General features: G+C 64.2%; 23 protein-coding genes and 4 pseudogenes. 19 read left to right on the top strand and 8 right to left on the bottom strand.

Annotated features, from left to right (window positions below; genetic code table 11):
* Window positions 1-7 precede the first annotated feature (7 nt).
* The 3 genes from BLT59_RS26940 to BLT59_RS26935 all read right to left on the bottom strand — a co-directional run bounded on the left by BLT59_RS26940 (window position 8) and on the right by BLT59_RS26935 (window position 1,601).
* Window positions 8-511 carry a YciE/YciF ferroxidase family protein gene (locus tag BLT59_RS26940; RefSeq protein ID WP_091788243.1) on the bottom strand — a complete coding sequence of 168 codons (504 nt, stop codon included), beginning with the start codon at window positions 509-511 and terminating at the stop codon, window positions 8-10.
* Between the two features lie 201 nt (window positions 512-712).
* The gene (locus tag BLT59_RS31520) at window positions 713-874 is read right to left on the bottom strand and encodes a hypothetical protein (protein ID WP_175544147.1); all 162 of its coding nucleotides are present in this window, start codon (window positions 872-874) and stop codon (window positions 713-715) included.
* Window positions 875-1,205: 331 nt separating this feature from the next.
* Window positions 1,206-1,601: an exopolysaccharide production protein YjbE gene (locus tag BLT59_RS26935; protein ID WP_091788240.1), complete on the bottom strand. Its 396-nt coding sequence runs from the start codon at window positions 1,599-1,601 to the stop codon at window positions 1,206-1,208.
* A 703-nt stretch (window positions 1,602-2,304) separates the two neighbouring features.
* Here BLT59_RS26935 and BLT59_RS26925 point away from each other — a divergent pair.
* Together BLT59_RS26925 and wrbA are read left to right on the top strand one after the other, a co-directional pair.
* On the top strand, window positions 2,305-2,598 hold the full coding sequence (locus BLT59_RS26925) for a hypothetical protein (RefSeq protein WP_091788234.1): 294 nt from the start codon (window positions 2,305-2,307) through the stop codon (window positions 2,596-2,598).
* A gap of 9 nt (window positions 2,599-2,607) precedes the next feature.
* Entirely contained in the window at window positions 2,608-3,264 is a 657-nt protein-coding gene (gene wrbA, locus BLT59_RS26920; RefSeq protein WP_091788231.1) for an NAD(P)H:quinone oxidoreductase, read from the top strand.
* Between the two features lie 541 nt (window positions 3,265-3,805).
* Here the strand turns inward: wrbA and BLT59_RS26910 are convergent.
* Complete coding sequence (locus tag BLT59_RS26910; RefSeq protein ID WP_091788225.1) at window positions 3,806-4,087, bottom strand: pyocin activator PrtN family protein; 282 nt, start codon at window positions 4,085-4,087, stop codon at window positions 3,806-3,808.
* A gap of 25 nt (window positions 4,088-4,112) precedes the next feature.
* On the opposite strand from BLT59_RS26910, the pseudogene BLT59_RS26905 reads away from it, so the two are divergent.
* The 3 genes and pseudogenes from BLT59_RS26905 to BLT59_RS26895 all read left to right on the top strand — a co-directional run.
* A pseudogene (locus BLT59_RS26905) lies at window positions 4,113-4,547 on the top strand (cytochrome c biogenesis protein CcdA); the annotation flags it as partial.
* 596 nt (window positions 4,548-5,143) lie between these two features.
* Window positions 5,144-5,677 (top strand): annotated as a pseudogene (locus BLT59_RS26900) (IS6 family transposase); the annotation flags it as partial.
* A 387-nt stretch (window positions 5,678-6,064) separates the two neighbouring features.
* Window positions 6,065-6,433: a hypothetical protein gene (locus tag BLT59_RS26895; RefSeq protein WP_091788222.1), complete on the top strand. Its 369-nt coding sequence runs from the start codon at window positions 6,065-6,067 to the stop codon at window positions 6,431-6,433.
* A gap of 152 nt (window positions 6,434-6,585) precedes the next feature.
* Here BLT59_RS26895 and BLT59_RS31515 read toward each other — a convergent pair whose 3' ends face one another.
* Window positions 6,586-6,756: a hypothetical protein gene (locus BLT59_RS31515; RefSeq protein ID WP_175544146.1), complete on the bottom strand. Its 171-nt coding sequence runs from the start codon at window positions 6,754-6,756 to the stop codon at window positions 6,586-6,588.
* Window positions 6,757-6,774: 18 nt separating this feature from the next.
* Here BLT59_RS31515 and BLT59_RS26890 point away from each other — a divergent pair, with 18 nt between their 5' ends.
* The 5 genes from BLT59_RS26890 (at window position 6,775) to BLT59_RS26865 (ending at window position 10,068) form a co-directional block, all read left to right on the top strand.
* Window positions 6,775-6,966, top strand: coding sequence for a hypothetical protein (locus tag BLT59_RS26890; protein WP_139174119.1), 192 nt, complete (start codon window positions 6,775-6,777; stop codon window positions 6,964-6,966).
* Window positions 6,967-7,301: 335 nt separating this feature from the next.
* The gene (locus BLT59_RS26885) at window positions 7,302-7,514 is read left to right on the top strand and encodes a hypothetical protein (protein WP_091788216.1); all 213 of its coding nucleotides are present in this window, start codon (window positions 7,302-7,304) and stop codon (window positions 7,512-7,514) included.
* A 451-nt stretch (window positions 7,515-7,965) separates the two neighbouring features.
* Window positions 7,966-8,568 (top strand): phasin family protein, encoded by a 603-nt coding sequence (locus BLT59_RS26880; RefSeq protein WP_091788213.1) that lies wholly within the window; start codon window positions 7,966-7,968, stop codon window positions 8,566-8,568.
* 127 nt (window positions 8,569-8,695) lie between these two features.
* Complete coding sequence (locus BLT59_RS26875) at window positions 8,696-8,956, top strand: hypothetical protein (RefSeq protein ID WP_091788210.1); 261 nt, start codon at window positions 8,696-8,698, stop codon at window positions 8,954-8,956.
* Window positions 8,957-9,564: 608 nt separating this feature from the next.
* Window positions 9,565-10,068, top strand: coding sequence for a DUF3280 domain-containing protein (locus BLT59_RS26865; protein WP_091788292.1), 504 nt, complete (start codon window positions 9,565-9,567; stop codon window positions 10,066-10,068).
* 22 nt (window positions 10,069-10,090) lie between these two features.
* Here BLT59_RS26865 and BLT59_RS26860 read toward each other — a convergent pair whose 3' ends face one another.
* Window positions 10,091-10,291 carry a hypothetical protein gene (locus BLT59_RS26860; RefSeq protein WP_091788207.1) on the bottom strand — a complete coding sequence of 67 codons (201 nt, stop codon included), beginning with the start codon at window positions 10,289-10,291 and terminating at the stop codon, window positions 10,091-10,093.
* A 593-nt stretch (window positions 10,292-10,884) separates the two neighbouring features.
* Here BLT59_RS26860 and BLT59_RS26855 point away from each other — a divergent pair.
* Both BLT59_RS26855 and BLT59_RS26850 read left to right on the top strand, forming a co-directional pair.
* Complete coding sequence (locus tag BLT59_RS26855) at window positions 10,885-11,088, top strand: hypothetical protein (protein WP_091788204.1); 204 nt, start codon at window positions 10,885-10,887, stop codon at window positions 11,086-11,088.
* Between the two features lie 626 nt (window positions 11,089-11,714).
* Window positions 11,715-11,885, top strand: a pseudogene (locus tag BLT59_RS26850) (IS6 family transposase); the annotation flags it as partial.
* Between the two features lie 646 nt (window positions 11,886-12,531).
* Here the strand turns inward: BLT59_RS26850 and BLT59_RS26845 are convergent.
* Complete coding sequence (locus BLT59_RS26845) at window positions 12,532-14,493, bottom strand: response regulator (protein WP_091788201.1); 1,962 nt, start codon at window positions 14,491-14,493, stop codon at window positions 12,532-12,534.
* A gap of 265 nt (window positions 14,494-14,758) precedes the next feature.
* Here BLT59_RS26845 and BLT59_RS26840 point away from each other — a divergent pair, with 265 nt between their 5' ends.
* Window positions 14,759-16,258, top strand: a complete 1,500-nt coding sequence (locus tag BLT59_RS26840) for a DUF2252 domain-containing protein (RefSeq protein WP_091788198.1) — start codon at window positions 14,759-14,761, stop codon at window positions 16,256-16,258.
* 306 nt (window positions 16,259-16,564) lie between these two features.
* On the opposite strand, the pseudogene BLT59_RS26835 reads toward BLT59_RS26840, so the two are convergent.
* A pseudogene (locus BLT59_RS26835) lies at window positions 16,565-17,427 on the bottom strand (transglutaminase family protein).
* 163 nt (window positions 17,428-17,590) lie between these two features.
* Here BLT59_RS26835 and BLT59_RS26830 point away from each other — a divergent pair.
* The 6 genes from BLT59_RS26830 (at window position 17,591) to BLT59_RS26805 (ending at window position 23,067) form a co-directional block, all read left to right on the top strand.
* Window positions 17,591-18,001: a response regulator gene (locus BLT59_RS26830; RefSeq protein WP_280141085.1), complete on the top strand. Its 411-nt coding sequence runs from the start codon at window positions 17,591-17,593 to the stop codon at window positions 17,999-18,001.
* A gap of 503 nt (window positions 18,002-18,504) precedes the next feature.
* Entirely contained in the window at window positions 18,505-19,377 is an 873-nt protein-coding gene (locus BLT59_RS26825; RefSeq protein WP_091788195.1) for an STAS domain-containing protein, read from the top strand.
* A 4-nt stretch (window positions 19,378-19,381) separates the two neighbouring features.
* A complete protein-coding gene (locus tag BLT59_RS26820) occupies window positions 19,382-19,783 on the top strand; it encodes an STAS domain-containing protein (RefSeq protein ID WP_091788192.1) in 402 nt (133 codons plus the stop codon).
* Complete coding sequence (locus tag BLT59_RS26815; protein ID WP_091788189.1) at window positions 19,764-20,168, top strand: anti-sigma regulatory factor; 405 nt, start codon at window positions 19,764-19,766, stop codon at window positions 20,166-20,168. The genes BLT59_RS26820 and BLT59_RS26815 overlap by 20 nt, the downstream gene beginning before the upstream one ends.
* A gap of 2 nt (window positions 20,169-20,170) precedes the next feature.
* Window positions 20,171-21,166 carry an ATP-binding protein gene (locus tag BLT59_RS26810; protein WP_091788185.1) on the top strand — a complete coding sequence of 332 codons (996 nt, stop codon included), beginning with the start codon at window positions 20,171-20,173 and terminating at the stop codon, window positions 21,164-21,166.
* Window positions 21,163-23,067, top strand: a complete 1,905-nt coding sequence (locus tag BLT59_RS26805; protein WP_091788181.1) for an ATP-binding protein — start codon at window positions 21,163-21,165, stop codon at window positions 23,065-23,067. Before BLT59_RS26810 ends, BLT59_RS26805 begins: the two co-directional genes overlap by 4 nt.
* The last annotated feature ends 358 nt before the right edge of the window (window positions 23,068-23,425 follow it).

The raw sequence follows: 23,425 nt of genomic DNA, 5'->3' as shown, positions 1-23,425 counted from the left end.
AGAGCTGTCAGGCAGCCTTTTGGTTGATCTTGCTCTCGGCCATGGCGGTGAGCTTCTGGTCCGTGGCCTTCTCCTCGTCCAACGTCTGCTGCAGCACGCTGGCGCAATCGTCCCGGCCGAGCCGCTTCGCCCAGGCGATCAGGGTGCCGTAACGGGTGATCTCGTAGTGCTCGACCGCCTGTGCGGAAGCCAGCAGTGCGGCGTCCAGCACCTCCTTGTCGCCAATCTCGCCGGCGGTCTCGTTCGCCTCCTTAATGATGCCGTCGATGGCCGGACAATCGACCGCCTTCGGTTTGTGGCCGTGCATCTCGAACACCCGCTCCAGGCGTTTGATCTGCTCTTCGGTCTCATGCAGATGCGTCTCAAAGCCCTGCTTGAGCTGAGAATCTGTAGCCTTGCTGATCATCTTCGGCAGGGCCTTCGTGATCTGCTGCTCGGCGTAGTAAATGTCTTGCAGCTGGTGTACGAATAAGTCGTCAAGGGTTTTGATATCTGAAGTAAATAATCCCATGGCTTCCTCCTAAAAATTGGTCGGTTTGTATTTTGCGGCGACAGTCGACAATCCTGCTCGCTCACGTTGGAAACGAATTGGGGACAAGCGATGTTCCTGTCCGGCGAAACCGCTGCGTGGCACAGGCGGCCAAATTGCCCATCGGAAAGAAAGCGGCGGCGATGACGGGATTGGGCCTGCCCGTTAAGGCAAGCCCGCTGCTCAACTGAATGAACCAACCGCTGGCAGATCACGGTCTGCTGTCGGGCGGCGCTTGGTAATCTGCACACGCGGCAGCCGCGCCATCGCCCCGGCATAACTAGGTGCAGCAGCTGCAGGCACGAGTGCAACGCGCGCGGCAGCGCGGTCTTTGATGGTGGACATGGGGTACTCCGTACAGCACAGGCCAAAGCCATTGTGCGCTGCGACGCATATAGGGTGCGGCGCAATAAGCCGCTGCTGCGCGCGACGATGTGCCGACACTGTTACTGCAAGCTACGAGGCAGCTGAACCTTCCGCACGACGAGCTGTTCCCCCTTCGAGCCCACGGGCTCCGTTCTCCAGAACGTTTTCCGGGAGCCGGTCAATGTACCGGGTGGTTCATGCACCTGCCGCATTGGCCGGCTTTCTCGCGCTGGGAGAGCTGCGGGCATGAGAAAGCCCGCCTCAGCAGGGCTGGGCGGGCTTTCCAAGTCAGAGGCAGCAATAACAAAGATCAGCAGTCGTCGCCGCTCTTGCCCGTCGTCTGTGAAGCCGACGCGGCGTTGTTCATCGCTCCGACCGTTCCAGGCGAGGCTGGCTGCTGGCCACCAGCGAGGTTCTTGGCCGCCGGATCGGTATCGTTCGACTTGGCGGGCGTGTTCGATGCCTGCTGGCCCGTGCTCTGGTTTGCGCCCACGTTGTTCATAGCGCCAACGGTGCCGGGCGAAGCAGGCTGCTGCCCACCGGCCAAGTTTTGGCTCGACTTATCGACATCGGAGCTCTTCGGATTCGATGCCTGCTGGTCCGGCGACTTGGCCTTTGTTGCGCCGGTGTTGCACGGAGCTGCAACAGCCGAGCCTGCAGTGAAAGCAAAAAGCGCGATTGCGCCGGCTAAGCGTGAAACCTTCATCAGACGTTCCTCCAGGGTTTTTGCTGTATGTTAATTGCAGATCCACCTTAGGGTTCCAGCGCGGAGCCCTCAGATCTCGGATGTGCTGCTAGCGATTTCGCCAACCGTGAATCTAACCGTCCGCTCTCGCGGTTAGGGCAACCCACTGCCCCCCGACAGCCTTCTCCGGTTCCACTGGCCGCAGCGGCTGCAGATTTCCGACCTTACCCTTAGGAGCCTGGGCCGGCCGCTCGCCGTCCACACGAGCGCAGCGGCCGGACTAGGCGCCTGCAGCGCGCACCGCAGGCCCGGTGGTGCGATTCTGTGGTGCGGTGGGCCTATTCTCAGCCTGTGAGTGGCTTGAGGATGACGTCCGAAACTCCCTGGCAGCCGTGGGACCCGCAGTTCTGCCCCCACCCCCTTCGAAACAGCGGGTTTCGCGCGGGGCAGCCGCAGCCGCAGACGCAGCCAGGCGGCCCACTCACGGGCGGCCACCCGTCAGCACGCCTGGCGCACCTGCCGGCAGCGGCACGGTCACTGGCGCCATTGGGAGCGGCGCGGCCCCAAGCGGCAAGTAAGCCGACTGCCCCGCGGACCAATTCGCGGGGCACACGGCACGTGCTCGCAATCGAGCCCACTGCCATAGCGCCACAGGGCCGGACCTCTCATACCAACAGCCCGTTGCACCTACGCGCTCGCATCATCGAGCGAGCGAGGTTCATCGGTGGCAGAACAACTCTCCGGGCAAGACGGTCGCCAAGGCAAGCGCGGCAGGCCGGCGCTCTACGTCCTGATCGTCAGCGTGGGTTTGATGCTGGCAGCGCTGGCCGGGCTCATGATGTGGCAGGGTGCGAGTTCGCCGCCGGACTATGCGAGCCAGAGCCAAGGCGCCTCACGCCAGCAGATCACGGGAACTGAGAGCGGTCAGGGCAGCGCGACTTCGCCGTCCAACAGCACCGCTGTTCCGGGTGGCAACCCGTCTTATCCGCAGCCTGCGGCACGCAGCGCTAATCCGTAGGGGCGCGCAATGGCTGACCGTACATCCGATCCGACACGCCTGCTGATCGTCTACTATTCGCGCAGTGGCAGCGTCGAAAAGCTTGCGATCGCCGCGGCCGAGGCTGCACGAGAGGCCGGCGCCGATGTGCGCGTGCGCAGAGCGCGAGAGGTCGTCGATACGGCAGCCATGGCGAAGGTCGACGGCTGGACCGAGAGTGCGGCTCGGCAGAACGCTCTGTACGAAGCGCCCACGCACGACGATGCTGAATGGGCGGACGCGATCCTGTTCGGCACGCCGAGCTACTTCGGGGCAATGGCGACCGAGGTGAAGAACTTCCTCGACCAACTCGGCCCACAGTGGAAGCGGGGTGCTCTGGCCGGCAAAGTCGGGGGAGCCTTCGCGGCGGCATCCTGGCCGCACGGCGGTTCCGAGGTCGTTACGCTGTCGTTATACGCTCCGATGTCTCATCTGGGCATGGTGATCCTGCCGACAGGCTACACCGACGAGGCGATGCTGGAGGCGGGCTCACCCTACGGCGCATCCACGATCGTCGGTAAGGAGAACCAGCCGCCACGGTCGGAGGACCTCGATGCCGCCCAACATCAAGGGCGGCGGATGGTGGCGATCGCCGGTGCGCTGATCGCGGCCGGCGAGATGCCGTGTCGCCGGCCGAATGCTACCTAGGCCAAGCCATCTTTGGCTGCCCTGTCCGGATCGTCAGGCTTGCGCTTAGCGTCCTCGACGAGATCCTCGCTCTCGGGCTCGCTACCGGTCGTTGGATCCGGAGTGTTGACACCCCGGATCGGTACAGTGGGCGGCTGGACGCTTTCGCCCGCAGGCTTGTCATGCTCGGACATGATGCTGATCGCTCTCCTATCGTCCTCGCAGGAAGAAGAACCAGATCAGGATCAGGACAGGGATCGGCACGCCTAAAAGCCACAGCAGGCTACCAGTCAGCATGGTGTTACCGCCTTGTTCCGGTGGTGATGGCGTTCATTGCGCCAGAGTGCGACAGCGACACGCCGGGCCTCGTAGCTTTGCCGCAGCGACGTACCGAGGCCGCCCTGCCCTTCCGGCGCGTACCCATAGGTTAGCACCCCATCCGGCCCGTAGATCCGGCGCATCTCCTCACGCCAAAGCCGATCCGCTGATGCGAGAGCGGCTTCCGTAAGAGCTAAACGGGTGGGGTCGGGCAGGGTCATAGGAAACTCCGAACACATGTCAATCAACGCGGCGACCGAGGCGGAGGTCCACAGAGGTGACAGCATTCCTTGCGAGCGGCCTCCATCTGCCGGTCGAGGTAGGCTGCCAGATCCACCAAGGCGACGCTCTTGGCGCACTTCGGCCCGACATCCATCCGAACCAGCGGCAGCGCCAGCTCGCCGGCTGACACCTTCCGCACGAGGTTCGCAGGGGTCAGGTGCCGGAAGTAGTCATGGCACACGTCCTCGACCGGGATGACGGCCTTGGCGCCGTACTGCGCCATGAGGATGAAGGCGGTGTTCATGGCGTTCTCCGCGAGGGTTACCTGGCTCGCCGTCGCCGCCGGCCCGGTGGGCAACTGGACCGAGAGCCGGTTCGGCGGCTTCTCGACCGCCGGGCTCGCCGGCCAATCCGGGGTCGGGCTGCTGCTCGGGGCGGTGTGGTCTCCCTGCGTCGGCCCGACCCTCGGGGCGGCCTCGCTGTTGGCCTCGCAGGGGCGCGACCTCGTCACCGTCGCTCTGACGATGCTCCTGTTCGGCCTAGGTGCGGCTCTGCCACTTCTCGTTTTCGGGACGCTGTCCCGCGAGATGCTGATGCGCTGGCGCGACCAGATGATGGGGCTCGGCAAGAGGCTGAAGGTCGCCCTGGGCGCCATCCTCGTGGCCACCGGCCTGATGATCGCCACGGAGTACGACAAGGCCGCCGAGACCGTCCTAGTCAACGCCTCGCCAGACTGGTTGACGAACCTGACTACCCGTCTCTGACGGGCTAGGTCGTCGGGAAGATGTCCGCTCGGATGCCCGTGTCGCGCAGAAGCAGATCGGCGGAAATCCACCCATCCCAGCCGTTCAGAGGCGCCCGCTGACTTGACCGGCGCTGGCCGAAAGCCGCCGGTCCGCTTCTGAGAGTAGCCGCAGGGAAAGCGGACAGCCTCCTAACGACCCATGGCGGCCGTACGGACGAACATCGATGCTCCCCAGAAGCGGACACTCGTCGGCCGCCCGGAAATTTCGGCTCGGGGTGGTGAGCCGTCATTGGGTTGCCGCCCGAAAACCGACATTCCGCTTGGCGCCCAACCTGGCCATTCAGCTGGCTGAAGCGACATTCCGTAAGCGGATACTACCGGCTTCGATCGACCATGCGCATAAGAGCAGTTTACGGAGCGGCGTGGTGCCTCCGTGGCCCCTTGGGACCCCGTGTTCGCCCTAGGAAGGCCCTCTTCCAGGCTGCCGGTGAGGGTGAGGCCTACGACCGGGTCGGATATGCGCACGTGGGGCCTGTCGCAAACGCGAATGAGCTGAGGTTCACGGCTCGTTAGGCATACCCGCTGAGCTTGCCGCTTCGCCTTCGGAGCCGGCCCATGATCTTGCCTGCCATCGCCGCCAAGCTCAAGCAGCGCGCCAAGGCCGACTTCCGGGGCCGGCACTTTGAGGCGGCGCTGATCGTGCAGGCGGTCTCTTGGTAGCTGCGCTACCCGCTCAGCTATCGCGACATCGAGGAGCTGTTCCTGGAACGTGGTCTGGAGGTCGACCACTCCACCCTGAACCGCTGGGTACTGGCCTACGCGCCGCTGATCGAGAAGCGCCTGCGGCAGTTCCGTCGGCCGCACTGCGGATCGGTCCGGATCGACGAAACCTACGTCAAGGTCCGCGGCGAGTGGCGCTACCTGTACCGCGCCATCGACAAGCACGGCGCCGCGGTCGACTTCCTACTCACCGCCAACCGGGATCTCGACGCCGCCAAGCGGTTCTTCCGCAAGATGCTCCAGGATCAGCCGCTGCTCGCCCCAGATCGCATCGGCACGGATGGCGCTGGACCTTACCCGTCCGCCATCGTTACGACACGCCAAGCGGGCCTGCTACCTCGTGCACCGATCCACTACGTGACCAAGCACCATGAAAGGCAACGACGTGTAAGGAAGGGGCGGAGATCATCCGCCGCTTTCCGCTGCGCTCGGATGCGCGCAGACCCAGGACGGGACAGCCGCGGTCGGCCATCCGAAACCGACGATCAATCGGGTCCAGGCATCGTGCCGATGGGCCGCGTTGCGTATCGGTTCCTCTCAGGCTGCGGGTCGGGTGAGGGCGGTCTCGGCTTTTGCGAGCCACTGACAAAATTCAGCGCCGCGAGGGCTGATCAGCAGGCGTGCGGTCGCCCGCAGGGCCCTGCGCCGGGCGCGCAGCTTCGCAGGGAATGACAGCGCCTTGGGGTCCGAAGCCCGGCGGGATGCGTTGTCTTCTACGGCAGGGCGCATCCACCGCTGCTCGCTCAGGATACCCCAATGAACATCATCAGTTGGCTGATCTCCAAGATTGTCCAATTCTTTCTTGGCAGCGAATATGAGCGAAGAAGCAGCGCCATGGCTAAAGAGAAAGAGGCAGGTGTTTACGTAGGCGAAACCGCAGCAAAGGCCAGGAATTTCGAAGACGACTATCATGACGCCACAAATATGCTGAGGACGCGGATGGATAGGAGCTTCCCAGACAACTTTCACGCAAGGCTGGGTTCGGGTAAAAATAGCCCCTACGACCACGGAGAGGATCGCGCACTTGCCGTCGACACCACGTCGACCGCGATAGCCATGGCGCTTCGGAACGGATCTACCGTGAGACAGGCAGCCGAAGCGGGCGCGGCGAGCGTGGGTATTTAGCCTAGCAGGCAGCGCCTCGGCTGCGGCTCTCCACCGCCACTCCGTGTGACCACCCAGGAGGTGGACGACAGCACACAGGCAGCGAAGGCGAGCCCGGTGCTCGACCTCATCGAGATCGGGGCGGAACAGCCCCCAGGCGTCACGGGCGGCGATCACCGGCCGAACTCCCACCACGGGATACCCTGGGGCTGACCGGGCTTCTCCCGGTGGGTGAGGTGACCGAACGCGATCTCGGTGGCCGTGATCGCTCGGACCGGGCCGGTGATCGGCAGCACCAGAGCCCCGCAGGCGTCGACCCGCACGATGCCGGCGGTCTCATGCACTCCGAACAGCCGATGCACATGAGCAAGCCCGGCCGCGAGCGGAACGCTTTGGACGAGTATAAGCCGCACGAGGACGCCTACCTGGCGGCGCTGATGGCGCCGCGGCCAGATGCCGATCTGCCCATGGGTGGCTGGGCGCGGACGTGGGCGGCGTACATGGCGTTCGTTGTGGGTCCGGTCAAAGCCTGGATTGGAGCGCTGCGGCGCTGATCTAGCCAGAAGCCAGGGCAAAATAAGTATTCACCAACTGTCCGAAATTGCACGGGAGGGCTTGATCTCGCTGCCATGAGCCGACGTTCTACTGGTACACCCACCAAAGACTGGCCGTCATGCTGAACCCTAATCCCTTGACTGGGCAGATGGTCGAAGTGCGCGTGCTCCGACCGCAGCCCAAGACGGCTTGAGGTTTCAGCCGCTTACACCCATTTCTTGTAAGCCACGCGCGTACATGACCGCGCGGTAGGCTGGGCGCCTTTTCCTGCAGGCCGTAGCCCGCCCTTGACACGCTCAACACAGGCCTCCCGCTCATCGAGCGGAGTGCATCCATGACACCGTCCGACCTCAACAAGCCCGCTGAACTCACCCTCTGGTCCAGCCGCAACCCTGCGCACACCGCGAAGGGACGCCACTTCTCGACCTTACGCGCAGCGCTCGTCGCCGCGGTTGAAGCAATGGATGCTGGCGAGGCACAGCCCTGGATCATCACGGACGCCGGAGACGTTTTGGCGCCCAACTGGATCGCATCACATCGCCTATAGCGGCCGTGAGCCGGTGCTTTGCGGTCTCCAGTTCCCCCGTCTCCTCGCCCCTCAAGCGGCTGCCCAGCCGAGGCATCACCGGCGAGGTGCAGAGAACTAGTCTGCGAACCGCACCAAATGGGTCGTAGGCTTGACCGTGCAATTTCGGGCACGGCGCTCAGGATGAAGAGCGGCGAGACTGGGGCCGAGCCTTTCGCGCGAATTCGGTCGCGTTCTGCGAAAATTTTATTGTGCAACGCAACGAGTGACTTAATCATCTAAATAGCTCGTTTTCATAAAATCTACAAAATTTTATCGGACCAAATCCATATCTCAGGTCTTGATTATATGATCGGATGCACGATTTAGGTGCAGTGCAACAGGCAGAAGAAATAATCAGAATTATCGAGCTGATTTATCTCTGAATTTTGTATAAGAAACAATTTTGTTAAATATAAGGTAGGGAAACACGATGACAAACGTTCATAACGCCGCTCAGAACAAGCAAGACAATCAGACTGACAAGGCCGCCGACGCCCTGAAGGCCAACATCAATAAATCTACCGAGCAGAGCGCACAGTTCACCGATGCCGCGCGCGAGGGTGTGAACAAGATCGTCGATCTCAACGAACGCGCCGCGGAGAACACCAAGCAATTCGTGCAGAGGGGCGTCGAGACGGCGTCCCATCAAGCGCGCGAAGCCACGGATCGCTTCTCCCGCACCCTTGGCTACACAGGCGAGGGTAGCGAGCGCTTGGCTCAAAAGTCCAAGCAGAACATGGAAGCAGTCGCTCGCTGCGGGACCGTGCTTACCCAGGCCTTCCAAGACACCTCACGGATCTGGCTTGAGCTGAGCCAGAAGCAGTGGCAGCGCAACCTCGACGGCATGAACAAGCTGGCTCGCGCTAGATCGGTGCAGGAGTACTCCGTGGTCCAGAGCGATCTCGTCCGTGAGGGGCTGCAGTCCATGGTTCAGGATTGCAAAGCCATCACCGAGACCTCGGTGCGCGCCATGGAGGAGGCCAGCAAGACCTTCTCCGGCCTCACGCAGCAGGGATCCGCTGGTCCGCGCTGAGGCGCCGGACCTCGAGGTCGAGCAATACTCCTCGATCTCACAATGAACACGTGGGCGGTCGCTTTGGCCGCCCTTTTTGTTTGTCTCAGCCACATTGGTTCTAACACGGTGTGGCATGGAGTGCGCGATGTACAACCCATTTGCCGTTACCTTACTCGCTCTTGAGGCGCAAAAGGTCGTCGAACTGCGCCTTGTGAAACTCGCCTGGGGCGGCGTTGAAGGGCGACTGGAGGCACAAAGGATGGTCAGCGAGAAGATCAGCGCCTTCGTCGAGGCCTCAGGCACCTTGATGAAGGGAGGCTCTGCTGACGTGGTTATTGCCCGCTACCGAGAGCACGTTGCTGCGAATACGAAGCGCCTTACTGCTACCTGCCCCATACCGACCTGAAGAGCGCATCGCCTGCTGTCTGGCACGAGTTGCACGAGGTCAACGTGGTGGCGCCGTTCCGCCTCGTGGCAGAAGCTGAAACCGCTCTGAGGGATGCCGCCCGGCGAGGTCGTCCAGCCTGTGTCGTCAACGTCAGTTCACATGCTGGAGTCAGACCTAAGGGCGCATCAATCCCTTATGCCGCGTCGAAGGCGGCCCTGAACCACATGACCTGTCTGCTGGCCGTATCACTGGCCCCGGACATCCGGGTAAATGCCGTCGCCCCTGGGTTAGTAGACACACCCCTAACGGCGGATTGGACCGCCGCTCAGACGCTCGGGAAGGAGCGATCGCCCATGCGCCGGGCTGCCAAACCGGAGGACATCGCGCAAGCCGTCGCTCTCCTCGCGGCATCGGATTACCTTACCGGAGAGATCCTGCTTTCGGATGGGGGTCTGAACCTCACTTAGAACATTGGGGAGTGCCGGTCCGTCCAATCTCGGCTTGGACCGACCGACATTCCGAACGGGCTCGCCGGTCGGGGCAGCCCCCCTCTGTGACAAGGCGACCGCTCAGGGGTTGCCTGATCAATCACGGAGGGAACGACAATGAAGCTCTACGCCTGCTGGATGCTCGCCACTGTCGCGATGCCACTCACCGTGCAGGGCGCTCGCGCCGAACCCCCGAAGGCTGCCGTCTTCAACTTCCAGCTCGCCAATCTTGGGGCGCAAGGGCCGACAGAAGCCGACGTAGCGCGCCTCGGCCCGATCAGCGATCTTCTGCGCGAGCAACTCAAGGATACCGGTCGCTACGAAATCGTCTCGACCGCTCCCGTGAAGGCTGATGTCGCCAAGGCGGATCTACGAGCGTGCGGCGGCTGCGCCGATGATTTCGCCCGCAAGATCGGCGCGGACGTAGCGATCACTGGGGAGATCCAGAAGGTCTCCAACCTGATCCTCAACATCAACGTCTATGTGAAGGACCTGCGATCCAAAGCGCCTGAGCAGGCCTACAGTGTCGACATCCGTGGCGACAACGACACCTCATTCGATCACGGCGTGAAGTACCTCGTGAAGAACAGGCTGCCGCCCCCCGGTCACGACGGGGACGCCACTGGAGGCGCGCCCCGGTAGACGTGCGGCTCGATGGCAGGGCTCAGCGAGCCCTCTGCCACTGAGCGGTGATCTCCCGGAAGGCCACGTCGCCGTTCGCCTCTGACGCTCCGTCAGAGCCGAAAGAGCGAACCGACTGGCGCACGACCATATCGTCCCGCGTGATCGACCAATCGAACCGGCCCGGCTCTTTCGAGGATGGCGTGACCCGTAGCTTGTGAGGGTTCGGCTTGAAGGTGATCATATCTCTCATCTGGGGAGCCGCCGTGCCGTCCGTGAGGGGCAACTGAGCGGCTTCGCTCCAAATCGCGCAGAGCCGGCGGGAACGACCCGTCCGCCTCAGTCCAGACAGCTTTGTATGAAACGGTCCAGTGATGAAACCAGCTCAGCCTTTGACGTGCCAAATTCGGGTCGCGAGCGAGTGGCAGACGCTCACCATCGCCCAGGCGCACAACCAACATCGCTCTGAGCCCAAGCGCTGCAGCGCCTGTCATGGGCCGGTCTACGTCTTCGGCACCTACACCGGGAGGAGTCGTCTGGGTTTGATGCATCGCAAGGGACACGGGGGGTGTCGGTTCAATGCGAGGGGGTTCTCAGGAACATCAACTCCTCATCCAAATGCCCTGAGTTGAGCCGCATCGCTACTCGGAGATGCCCAGATATTCTGATCCGTGACACGGCCGAGGATCGCCGTTGAGGGCCGCCTAACGGTGCTCCGGCATCCTGTGCCTCGGGCCACGTCGTGTCCTCGGTCCTCGCCGTGGAAGCGGCACCGAGCCCCGCGCCTCGCTCTTACCCCTCAATGCTGTATAAAGATGGTCAAGAGGAGGGATTTCAGTGAAAAACAGTACTGACTTCATCGCGTCACTCAAGCACGAGCATGCCCGTCTGGGCCGCTTGTTAGAGGTGATCGACAACGGCATTTGGTGGACGAAGGAAAAACCTGGTCACGTAAAGATCGAGGATCTGCAGGAGCAGTCCGAAACGATCAAGGCCGCCCTAGACAAGATCGAACGAGTCGTAGGCCAGATCGGAAGCTAATACCCTTCAGCGGCCGGTCAGCCCGGCGCCGTTGGGCCCCTCGGTAGCGTCCGCTACATCCGGTAGCACTTGGAGTAGGTCGGCAGACACCGCCTCTCTTGTAAGACCTCGGCCATAGACATTCGCGATGATGGACCAAAATTCCGGTCTGGAGCTCTTAGGGATTTGAGCAAGCCTCCTATCAATCATAGCCCGTGCAAGCGTAGAAAATTTCTGAACGTCTTCCGGTGAAATTTCAAGCTGAGCTGGCATTGCAGGGTCCTCGCGGACCAAGAATTGCTGGGTCCTCCGGATTAACTTCCCCGACGCACGATTGGATGCACGATCTCGCCGAGCGGCAGGAGATCTCCTACAACGTCGACGCCGACCGGTGCAGCGACAGCCAAACCCTGCCGACCCGTGATCAGATCGGGCGGCGGGGCCGACAACACCGCGGGGCAGTCGACTGGCGGCAACGATCCGTTAACCATGATGGTCGAGATAGCTGTCAGCGATCGGCTGGGGGCTGAGCGTCGGAAGAGCAGCACCGAGACCCGGATGTACGGTCTCGCGGTGCGGCCTCGTCGGCGCAGTCGCATCAAACCCGCACCTGGAACACCAGGGCGGGCTTCTATCGTCATATGAGGCCGCGGGTGGGCGGCTTCCGCTCGTTCCATACGGCGCGGCGCACGATCTGCGGCTTCGAGGCCATGCTGTGGCTGCGCAAGGGCTTCGGCTTTGCCGGCGCGTGGACCGTACGCGAGCAGAACCAGATGCTCGCCACCTGCTTCGGACTCCCCGCGGCGAACAAAGCATGAAAGCGGGACGGTAGTCGCCCTTCTGCGCTCCGTATCCAGGTTTGCGACACGCCCCGCCGAAATCGGTGGGCGCCTCGCAGGCCCCGCGCCTGCACTGCTGTGACAAATATGATGTAAGTCCTGTCAGTATGGGTGTCGGGAAAATGATCGTTTTCCCGACAGAACCTCTGCGCCGGTTGGCACGTTTCAAAACCGCCTCCGTTCTGTCGGGAAAACCTGTCGGCTTTTCAAGCGTCGGTAAAACGTTGGCGCAAACGGGAATGTCTGGTTTGAGCCATCTCTTGCCAGTAAGCAGACTGACGGCTTTCGGCCAGGAGCTGCCAAAGTCAGCCCACCGGACTGCCTGGAAGCGGACCTTCCGGCCTTCTGCAATGGGTCGAGCGGTTCCCGCGGCGATGTCTGCTTCCATGCTTTCGCCGTCCCGAAGCGGACAGGCAGAAACCCACCCGTCTTGGACGTTCAGAAGGGCGCGTCGTGGTGGCAGATGCTGGCCGAAAGCCGTCATTCCGCTTTGGAGCAAACGAGTCAGAAAAGCGGGCACAGGGCCTACGACGCGGCCCAGTCATTCGGGCTTCCGAACTGATGGCCTCAGATTAGACTACGGGTTAGGCTCGATGCCGATGCTGCTGCGGCACCTTCACCCTTTTCAGGCGGTCAGACCTCTCAGCCTTTCGGCCAGACTCGCCGACGCGAGGTCGCCACGATTGAGGATCTGGCTCGCGCCGCGAAGCTTGCTCCGGTCGTTCGCCGAGAATTCCCGACCCGTCAATACGATCACCGGGATGTCCGAGCAGCCGGGTACGGCTCGCACGCCCTCCAGGAAGCCGAAACCGTCCATGATGGGCATGTTCAAGTCCACGATGACCACGTCCGGCTTGGTGACTGCCACGTGCAGCAGGCCTTCTTCACCGTTCGAGGCTTCCACGACCGACCATCCGTCCTCCTCGAGGGTGGAGCGCATGGCCATGCGGGTCACGGCCTCATCTTCGACCAGCAGCACGGTGCCGCGCCGGTCCGTCCCCGACAGCCTGAACTGATTCACGATCTTGCCAAACCGGGACCAGTCGACCGGCTTGAGCATGTAGTCCGAGGCGCCGAGCGACGCCGCGAGATTGCGTTGGTCGACGGACGTCACCATCACGACTGGTGTCGACGCAAGCATCGCGTCCGCTTTGATCTGGCTCAGCACCGACCATCCGTCCACACCCGGCATCATCACGTCCAGCACGATGGCGCGCGGCCGCAGCCTTCGGGCTAGGTCAAGGCCGCTCCTGCCGTTCGTGGCTGTCTGGACCCGGAAGCCCTCGCGATGGAGGAACCGCGTCGTGAGCGCGAGCTGGTCCGGATCGTCGTCGATGACCAGGATGACATCGCCATCCACCTCGTCGTCAACGATGACGTCCGGATCGTTCGAGGCTCGCTCGTCGACGGCTGGAACGAAGGTTGCCGGCACGGTGAACGTGAACGTACTTCCCTGGCCAGGGGTGCTGGAGACCGTGACCGTCCCTTCCAGCATGTCGGCGAAGGACCGCGTGAGCGACAGGCCGAGCCCGGTCCCCCCGAAGTTGCGTGTCGTGGAGGCATCGGCCTGCTCGAAACGCTGAAACAGGCGCGAGACCTGCTCGGCCGTCATACCGATCCCAGCGTCGGTGACGGAGAACGAGATCCGGTCGATGCCCGAGAGGTCCGTCATGCGCGAGGCGGCGAGCGTGATGGTCCCGTTTTCCGTGAACTTCGCGGCATTGCTCAGGAAGTTGAAGAGCACCTGGCGCGTCTTCGTCAGATCGGAATGCATCCGGCCCAGGCCGAGCGCGAGTTCCAGTTCCAGCGTGTTGCCCCTCTTGCCGACCAGTGTCGCGACCGAACTCGCGACGTCGCGCAGCATGTCCTCCACCGCAAAATCCTCGGCGTAGACCTCCATCTTGCCGCTCTCGACTTTGGAGAGGTCCAGCACGTCGTTGATCAGGCCGAGCAGGTGACGGGCATTGCGCTCGACCTTGCCGATGTCGGCCACAAGGTCCGACGCTGCGCAGCCGTCGGAGATCTCCTCGCCCATCATTTCGCTATAGCCGATGATGGCGGAGAGCGGAGTGCGGAGTTCATGGCTCATGTTGGCCAGAAAATCACTCTTCGCTGTGTTGGCCTGCTCGGCCGCTTCCTTGGCGGCCTCCGCCGTCGCCTTGGCGGTGGTCAACGCCGCCTCTCTGTCGACGAGGATGTGGTTTGCAGTGTGGAGCCGCCCCAGCGTAGCTTCGTTCTGCGCGACGGACCGGCGCAGGGTGTGGCAGATGCAGACGATGGTCGCGCCGACCACTGCATACTGACACAGCAAGGCAGCGTCGACGCCGTCCAGTATCCCGTCCTGCGCGTAGAACCACACGGCGATCAGGGTGGACAACGATAATGCCAGCGTCCCTGGACCCCAGCCAAAAGCTAGGCTCGCGAGCAGGAGAACCGGGATGTACAACAGGAACGGCGCGACGTAGGCCGGGGCGAGCGATCGAACGAACGTCATGGCGCCGACAAACAGCAGCGTGACGCCGTAGTCGGTGACCGGCGAGTGACGCCGGCGGGCGACCGTCCCGATCAGGTTGTGCAAGCTGCTCATGGGACGTGAGTGTCACGTGCCGGATGCTTTGCAAAGCGAGTGGATCCTGCGACCCGCCCCGGGACGCGCCGAAGGCCGTCGCGGAACGCGGGCTGCGGATATCGTGCTTGGGCAGCCTGGATGACCGAGCCGGGCGTGCGACTGATGTCCGGTTCCGCACGGCAGCTCGCCGCCCGCGGGGGTGCGCGATTAAGTCCACGTTGAGCGGAGAGGTTTATTCCGCGGCCGGACCGTTGGCTTGGTCTGGAGCAGTCGGACGAGGTCGATGGAACGGTCAGCGCAGCCTACGGATACCCCATCGACGGCGACCGATGAGCACGATGCGGCCATCGAAGCGGCCGAAGAGGTGGTCCTCGATCCCCTCGCAGACTTCCCGCATATCAACCTGCGCGCGGGTGTGGAGCCGTGGGAGAAGCGCCGGGCGGCCGGCAAGGTCCTGCGCCTCGAACTGCCCCACGCTGCCCATGCCAGCCTCAACATCGCCCGCGATCGTCCCGACCCGGTGACCCTCATCGAAGCGGCGCACGCGGGACGGCAATCACACCTGATCCCGCTGCGGGTCGCCCGCATGGCCTCCACGCCGTTCGCCTTTCTGCGCGGTGCTGCGCAAGTCATGGCCTGGGATCTGGCACAGGGACCGCGCGGCGCCATCGATGTGGTCATGAACGGCGACGCGCATATCTCGAACTTCGGGCTGTTTGGATCGCCCCAGGGCGATGTGGTGCTCGACCTCAACGACTTCGACGAGGTGACGGTCGGGCCGTGGGAGTGGGACCTGAAGCGGCTTTGCGCGAGCATCGAGGTCGCCGCGCGGGATGCAGACGTCGCCGCGTCGGAACGGCGGCAGGCGGTCCTGAGCGCAGCGGCGGGTTACCAGCACACGATGGACGATCTCGCCCCGCGCGGCTCGCTCGACGTGTGGCGGCGCGCGGCACGCGCCGAGGACCTCGCCTTCGCCGGCATCGAGATCGACGCGCGCTCGCAGGCCGTGGTTCACAGGGCTGTCGAGAAGGCGCGGCGGAAGAACAACACGAGCTTGCTCGACCAAGTGGGCGAGCGTCGCACGGACGGTGGCTGGCGCTTTCGCGAGGAGCCGCCGATCCTCGTCCGCGTCGATGAGGCCACGCGCGAGCTTGTGACCACCGGTCTGGAGCGCTACGCCGAGACGCTGCCGCGCGAGCGGCGGTTCATGCTCAGCCGCTACCATGTGGTCGACGTGGCCCACCGCGTCGTCGGTGTCGGCAGCGTCGGGACCCGGGCCTACGTCGCGCTGCTGTGCGGCAACTCCGATCGAGACGTCCTCTTCCTCCAAGTGAAGGAAGCCGTGCGGCCGGCGCACGCGCCCTATCTGCGCGGCATGCCCAGGCCCTATGCCGATCACGAAGGCGAGCGCGTGATCTACGGCCAGCGCCTCCTGCAGGCCGTGGGCGATCCGCTGCTGGGATGGACGAAGATCGAAGGGCGTCCGTTCTACGTGCGGCAGATGAAGAACATGAAGGGCGAGATCCCGGTCGCGCGCATGAAAGGCCGATCACTCCTGTACTTCTCGCACGGGTACGGAGCGCTGCTCGCCAAGGCCCACGCACGAACCGGGGATGCGGCAGCGATCGCAGGTTACTGCGGTCATGACGGCCGTGCTGATCTGCGCGAAGCCCTGGCCGACTGGGCCATGGCCTACGGAGAACGGAACGCTGAGGATTATCGGACCTTTCGGGACGCCATCGCGGCGGGCAGGCTTCGAGCGGCCGACGATCCGCATCTCTGACCTTACGGGTGCGGTCGCGATCGCCCGGACTCAGCGGGCTTCTCTCGATGTGCGGGACCCTGGTCGAGCCTGCACCGACGGCGTCGTTCGCCCGCGCGGGTAGCCCTGAACTTGGCGCCGCACGAGCCGAGCCGAGCCGTCGCCGGACCGGGGCGCTGTGACGGGTCGAACCGTCTCCCCTACGCATGGCCGCCTCGTCCGGCGTGCCGGCCTCTGGATCGCCGGAGCGTTGCGACGTCGATCCCCATGCCGGACCCGGCTCAGCCGGACCGCTGCCTGAGGCGGCAGATTCTGGCTGCATCAAGCCTACCCGCCGACGCTGACCTTCACGGACATGTCCAGAAAGGCGTCCGGCGGCCCGGCGAAGCTTCCGACCAGCGGCATGGCCTGTCGAACGTCGCGTGCGACCGCGACCGGGATCAGGTTCGCGCCGCCGACGCTGCGGTTCGTCGGATCGAAGGTGATACACCCGGCACCCGGCAGGAAGGTCTCCGCCCAGGCATGCGTGGCTCCCGCATCGGCGGAGCCGAGCAGCGTTCGCGACGGGTCGTGGAGGTAGCCGGACACGACCCGGGCTCCGAAGCCGAAGCTGCGCACCGCCTCGACGAAGAGCGTCGCCAGGTCCAGGCACGACCCCATCCCCAGGGACAGGGTCTGGCTCGGCAACTGGGTGCCCTCGTCTTCCCGACCTTGGTAGACGATGGTGCCACCGACCCCGGCGTTCAGATCCTTGAGGAGCGACAGGGTGTCGGTCGGGCAGGACGCCACGAACCCCTGCGCCCAAGCCCGCAGTCTCGGCTCCTCCTCTGGATTTTGCGGGATCGTCAGGGCGCCGAGGTCCGTCCACCCGTCATCGGTGTACTGGAACGGGAACGCGATGGCGCCGGCGGCGATGGCGAGACGGGATAAGCCTCGGCCGAGAGTTCGACCCGAGATACGCTCTCCACGACGAGGCGATCGGTCGAGGCCCCGAACGTGACCGTCGCCACGGCGTTGCCGGCGACGTCGTAGGCCCAGGTGACGGTGGCGTCAGGCGACAGAGTAACGGTATTCGACAGCAGGCGCAGATCGCGGCTCTCCCGCGGCCGCTTTATCAGCCGGTGCGGTCCGAGATTGACGGCCTGGCGATAGCGGTACGTCGTCTGGTGGCGGATACGCAGGTCGACCAAAGATCTATCCCTTCGGTCCAGCCCGGCTGTGCAGGGGACTCAGGCTGCCCCGAGGCAGCCTAGCATGGATCCGGCCACGTACTGGACCTGAAAATCAGTCGATTTGGCCAGATTCCGGTTCCATCGGGAGGCAACCTTCCGCTCCCGAGTGGGCTTTAGCTGTGTGACCCATGATTTTAAGGGCGATGCGCCCCACGCCCTCGTCGCCGATGACGACGCCCTGATCCTGATGGAGGCGACCAGTATCCTTGAGGATGCGGGGTTCCAGGTGCTGGAGGCGATGAACGTCGTTCAGGCTCTGCGAATATTGGATCAGCATCACGACGCGGTTCAGCTTCTCTTCACCGACGTGCACATGCCTGGGACCGCTGACGGCTTCGACTTGGCAAGGCAGACAAACGAGCGCTGGCCACACATCGCGGTCGTGGTCGCCTCGGGCCGGGCCTCGCCTGAGCCCGGCGACCTGCCGGAGGGCGCGACGTTCATCGGCAAACCGTTCAGCGCCGAGATCGTCCGGCATCATGTCCGCAAAACACTGCCGGACGAGAGGCACCCGAAACAGTTGAGAACGTAGTCTTTCAAACCTAGCGTTTCGTACCTGATGCGAGAGTCTTTCGCGACCGGAAGTAGCTCTTGGAGACGCCCGTCCTCGGGTTATCTGATCGCCTGAAGTTGGCGTCAGCCGCTGGTAAATTCCGGAGGAGGTCGGACGGGAAAGCAGAGGCGCTGCTCCACAAGCAACCGCTTCGATTTGGATAGTCCCTGTCGATCCAGGAAGACGCCTTCTCATATGCTGGCGCTGTCCTGTCGTCGCCGCTGCCGCCGCATTGATAAAAACTTTGATAATCAGTCAGGCCTCACTTTTGTGTAAGTTATCTTGGTCTGGGGCCCGCGCCCAGGGGACGTGAGGCGTCCGCGGCGGCAATGCAGCGATCCCTGTTTCCGAAATCAACGAGACAAGAAGTAGAGCCGAAGGCGGGAAATAATTTGCCGCGGTCAGCTCCTTTGTAGCGTTGCCGCCTATCGAGAGGCTCAATACCGGGATAGAGACTGCATCATAACGATGGGAAAAACCTGATGCGAATGGACGGCGTCGAGGTCCTGAAAAGGACGCTCACGGAAGACGAGGCCGCCATCCTCGAAGCCTGGAACATATCTCTCCGGAAAGGGACCTCCCTGCAGAGCGGTCGGATCCGAGAGGCCGAGCTCCAGACCCAGGCCAAGGCCGTGTTCGGCCAGCTTCGGGACGGACTTTCGTCCGGTGGGGTCGACGCGGACGCGGAAAGCTATACCCCGCTGCGCGAAAATCTCGCCGATATCTCCCGCTCGCGGGCGATCCAGGGGTTCACGCCGACCGACACCGCCAACTTCGTCTTCTCGCTCAAAGAGCCGATTTTCGAGGCGCTGCGGCGCAAGTCGGCCGCGGACGCCTCGGCCTTGGCCGCCGGCGTATGGGCGGCGGGGAAGGTACTCGACCGGCTCGGGCTGCTCACGATGGAGGTGTTCCTAGCCAGCCGCGAAGAGGTCATCGGGCGCCAGGGGCAGGAGATCGCCGAGCTCTCCACGCCCGTGGTTCGCCTCTGGGACGGTATCCTGGCGCTGCCGCTCATCGGCACCCTCGACAGTGCCCGCACCGGTGTGGTGATGGAGAACCTGCTCCAGGCCATCGTCGACGAAGAGGCCGAGATCGCCATCATCGACATCACCGGCGTGCCGACCGTCGACACCCTGGTGGCGCAGCACCTGCTCAAGACCGTGGCGGCCGCCCGCCTGATGGGCGCCGACTGCATCGTCTCCGGCATCCGGCCGCAGATCGCGCAGACCATGGTCCATCTCGGCGTGGAGCTGAACGTTATCTCGAAGGCGACGTTGGCCGACGCCTTCGCGCTCGCCCTCAGGCGGACTGGCCGCAAGGTTGTGCGCCAGCAGTCGGCTGAGGAGCGCCGCTGAGGCCATGGACCGCATCCCGATCCTCAAGCTCGGCGGCACGCTGATCGTCACCATCCAGGTCGACATGCATGACCGCCTCGCGCTGGCCCTGGAGGAGGATCTGACGGCGATGATCGCGCGCACCGGCGCGCGCGGCGTGCTCATCGAGATCTCGGCGCTGGAGATCGTCGATTCCTTCATCGGGCGCATGTTGGTGAGCATCGCGGCTGTCTCGCGCGTCCTCGACGCGGAAACGGTCCTGGCCGGTATGCGGCCGGCTGTCGCCATCACTTTGGTCGAGCTTGGCTTGGAGCTTACCGGCATCAGGACAGCCCTCAACGTCGAGCGCGGCATGGCCTTGTTGAAGGCGCGCTTGCCCGAGGACCGCGCGGGGCATTGGAGCGAACGTGACGGTCTCGAAGACTGAGACCATCCCCGTCCGGTCCGGTGACGACGTCGTCCGCGTGAGGCAACGCGTGCGTGCCCTCGCCATCGACATCGGCCTCGGGCTCGTCGATCAGACGAAGATCATCACCGCCGCGAGCGAGCTCGCGCGCAACACCCTCGATTACGGGGGTGGCGGTGAGGTCCGCGCGGAGATCGTCCAGGCCGGAACGCGCAAGGGCCTGCGCCTCACCTTCGAGGACCAGGGCCCCGGCATCGTCGACATCGAGCAGGCGATGACTGACCACTACACCTCCGGCAAGGGCCTCGGCCTCGGCCTGGGCGGGGCCAAGCGCCTCTCGAACGAATTTCAGATCGAATCGAGCCCCGGCGTCGGAACGCGCGTCATGATCACCCGGTGGAAATGAACATGGACCGGGTCACCGTCACGGAAGCGAGCCAAGTGGCCGAGGCCCGACGACGCGCAGTGGCCGTCGCTCAGTCCATCGGCTTCGACGAGACCGCGGCTGGCCGCATCGCGCTCGTGGTGACCGAACTCGCCACCAACGTTGTCAAGTACGGCGTGCCGGGCGAGGTCTTGGTCGGCACCTACGAGGACGGGACAGGCTCGGGCGTCGAGATCCTCGTGCTCGACAAGGGCGAAGGGTTCTCGAATCTCGGCCTGGCCCTGACGGACGGACACTCCACTGGCGGCAGCGCGGGCGAGGGCCTTGGCGCGGTGCGCCGCATCTCCGACGCTTTCGACATCGTGTCCCGCCCCGGGCTGGGCACGGCGGTGTTGGCGCGCCTGTCAATCGACAGGAAGACCGTTTCGGACGCCGTGCCGGGCTATGGGGCGGTGTCGGTCCCCCTGAAAGGTGAGACCGCTAACGGCGACGCCTACGCCGTGCGCGAGCGCGCCGACGGCTGGACCGCCGTGGTGTCGGACGGCCTCGGCCACGGGCCGGAGGCCGCCAAGGCTTCCGAAGAAGCGCTGAAGCTGTTCCGGAGACATCAGGACAAGCCGCCCGCCGCGATTCTGTCCGCCATCCATGCAGGCCTGTCGCACACGCGAGGGGGTGCGATCTCCGTCGCGCGCTATGAGCGGAACCGGGGCACTCTCGCGTTTGCCGGCATCGGCAACGTGCTGGGTGCGGTCGTCTCCGGCACCGTGACCAAGCGGACGGTCAGCCTCGCCGGGACGGCAGGGCACGCGGCTCGGCGCATCCAGGAGTTCGAGTACCCCATGCGGCCGGACGACCTGTTCGTGCTGTGCTCAGACGGGATCGCCACGGCTTGGTCGCTGGACGCCCATCCCGGCCTCGCCGCCGCCCATCCGACGCTCGTGGCCGGGGTGATCTATCGCGACTTCGCCAGGGCCCGGGACGATGCCACCGTGCTCGTCGTGCGGGATGGGACGCGATGAGGTGGCCGCTCCTCACCAGTGCTATCCAGCACGAGGACGATATCGCGACGGTGCGCCAGCGCGTGCGCCGGCTGGCCGAGCGCCTGGGCTTCGAGATCCAGGACCAGACCCGCATCGCCACGGCGGTGTCCGAGATAGCGCGCAACGCCTACGGCTACGCCGGTGGCGGTCGCATCGAGTACGGCCTCGATCAGCTCGATCGGGACAGAGGCGAGCAGTTCCTGGTCATCAGGGTGAGCGACAAGGGACCGGGCATCGCCGATCTCGACGCCATCCTCGAAGGGCGCTTCCGCTCGACGACGGGCCTCGGCATCGGCATCACCGGTTCACGGCGGCTGATGGACCGCTTCGAGGTCGACACGGTGGCCGGCAACGGCACTGTCGTGACGTTCGGGAAGCGGCTTCCATCCGGGACCGGACATTTTACGGGACCGAGGCTCGCGACCCTAGCCGAGGATGTCGCCCGGGCCAGGACTGAGGAACCGCTGGTCGCCTTGCGCGAGCAGAACCGGGAGCTTCTGCGCAGCCTCGCCGCGCTGGCCGAACGTGAGGAGGAAACCCAGCGCCTGAACCAGGAACTCTCCGAGACGAATCGGGGCGTGGTCGCGCTCCACGCGGAGTTGGAGTCACAAGCCGTGCTCCTGCGCGAGGCGGGCGTTCTCCTGGAAAGCCAAGTGGCTGCCCGCACAGCCGAACTTGCTGAGGCAAACGCTCGGCTCCTGGCCGAGGCGGTCGAGCGCGAGCGGATGGAGCAGGACCTGCGGCAATCCCAGAAGCTCGAAGCGGTCGGGCAATTGACTGGCGGCGTCGCGCACGACTTCAACAACCTGCTGACCATCATCCGCTCGTCCGTCGACTTCCTCCGCCGCCCGGATTTGCCGGAAGACCGGCGCAAGCGGTACATGGACGCCGTCTCCGACACCGTCGACCGCGCCGCCAAGCTTACCGGACAGCTCCTGGCCTTCGCACGTCGCCAGTCCCTGAAGCCCGAGGTGTTCGAGGTCGGTGAACGCCTGCGCGGTGTGGCCGAGATGCTCGACACCATCACAGGCGCGCGTATCCAAGTCAGGGTCGAGATGTCGGACAGACCTGCCCTGGTACGCGCCGACCTCAACCAGTTCGAGACGGCCCTGGTGAACATCGCCGTCAACGCCCGCGACGCCATGGACGGCAGCGGTACGCTGACGATGCGGGTGGCGGCCGGGCGGGCCATGCCGATGATCCGGGGGCATGCCGGCTCGCGGGGGCCGTTCGTGGCGGTCTCGCTCGCCGACACCGGCTCGGGCATCCCCCTGGAGGTACTCGGGCGCATATTCGAACCGTTCTTCACGACCAAGGACGTCGGGCGCGGCACGGGCCTCGGGCTCTCCCAAGTGTTCGGGTTTACCAAGCAGTCCGGCGGCGACGTGGACGTGACAAGCGAGAGCGGCAAGGGAACGATTTTCACCCTCTACCTGCCCGAAGTCTCGTCGGAAGCCGTCGAAGCCCCTGTCTCCGATCCCGATGCCGCCCTGTCGCCGATCGGACTCGGTCAGCGCATCCTGCTCGTGGAAGACAACCTGGAGGTCGGAGGCTTCTGCACGCAGATCTTGGAGGATCTCGGATACGCACCCGAGTGGGTCGTCAACGCGGAAGAGGCGCTCGAGCGTCTCGGGACGGACGGTAAGGGCTTCCACGCCGTGTTCTCCGACGTCGTCATGCCGGGGATGGGCGGGATCGAGCTCGCCAGAGTGTTGCGCATGCGCATTCCGACCCTGCCGGTGATCCTGGCCTCAGGCTACAGTCATGTCCTGGCCCAGGAGGACAGCCACGGCTTCGAGTTGATCCACAAGCCCTACTCGGCCGCGCAGGTTGGCCGAGTTTTGCGCCGGATCATCGGCGCCTCGCCTCACAACCGCTGATGCCCATCTACCGGTGACGCGCTATCCGAACTCGGCCATGGCCAACTTCCCACTCATGGTCTCGACCAGATTGCGCACGTTCACGTGGCTTCCGAACCCGCGATCTGTCGACGGCTGAAGAAGCGTCTGCTTCCGAGATGCGCTGGGGTGAGGCTGTACGGCGGGAATGGGCGCAATGCCGAATGTCGGCTTTCGAGCGGCGAGCCGCGGTCCGACAAGTTCGCACATCGCTGTCAAGCATCATGTAGCGAGATGCCATCAAAAATCATCTTGCAATCTCAATGACATAGGTGTTCGCAGTTTCATTCCGCTTGGCGCGCCAAATTTCCCTTTCATCGACAGCCGCTTAGCTGCTTCG

It is taken from the genome of Methylobacterium sp. UNC378MF, assembly GCF_900103195.1.
In the GTDB taxonomy this organism is placed as follows: domain Bacteria; phylum Pseudomonadota; class Alphaproteobacteria; order Rhizobiales; family Beijerinckiaceae; genus Methylobacterium.
This window is presented reverse-complemented; position numbering and strand designations above follow the sequence as displayed.